Source organism: Scytonema sp. PCC 10023 (assembly GCF_963920835.1).
Lineage (GTDB): Bacteria > Cyanobacteriota > Cyanobacteriia > Cyanobacteriales > Nostocaceae > Kalymmatonema.
In genome coordinates, this window is sequence record NZ_CAWUDP010000350.1 from 1 (window position 1) to 615 (window position 615).

1 pseudogene is annotated in these 615 nt (G+C 39.8%); it reads left to right on the forward strand.

What is annotated here, in order from left to right:
• Window positions 1-294 precede the first annotated feature (294 nt).
• Window positions 295-615 (forward strand): annotated as a pseudogene (locus tag ACM0OZ_RS49165) (asparagine synthetase B); the annotation flags it as partial.

Sequence of the window (615 nt, forward strand, 5' to 3'; positions counted from 1 at the left end):
ATATTTCGTACACATCAATCGCCGTAAAGGTTTGCAGTTTCGCACCGCGAACTAGACTAAACCTGCTTGTTAAGAGATTTTATTAAACAAATTGAAATTCAAACTAAGCCTCTTGTGCAGAGCACCACGTAAGAAAGTGACACGGTTTTTATTGTCTTTTCTCGTAAGGATAAAGGCTTGAGGCGATCGCACGCAGCGAATGCTTCTAATGTTGGCTGGGGAACATCGCCACTTTCTCCCAAGAAATCATATAAGATTTAGTACTAGCATTAAAAGTTTAAGTAAAAATTTATCATGTGTGGATTTGCGGGTTTTCTGACAAGTGGGACTCAGCAACTTAATCATTCCCAACGCGAAAGCATTTTGCACAAGATGAGCGAGCAATTGTCTCAAAGAGGCCCTGATGATGAGCAATTTTTTAACTCCGAGCGCTTATCGCTAGTATTTAGACGCTTGTCAATTATCGATGTTGTCGGAGGAAAACAGCCAATTTGGAATCAACAGCAAACAATGTTTGTCGCCATAAACGGGGAAATTTATAATTACAAAGAATTACGCTCACAATTGGAGTCCAAATATCGTTTTCAAACTCATTCCGATGCGGAAGTGGTTTTG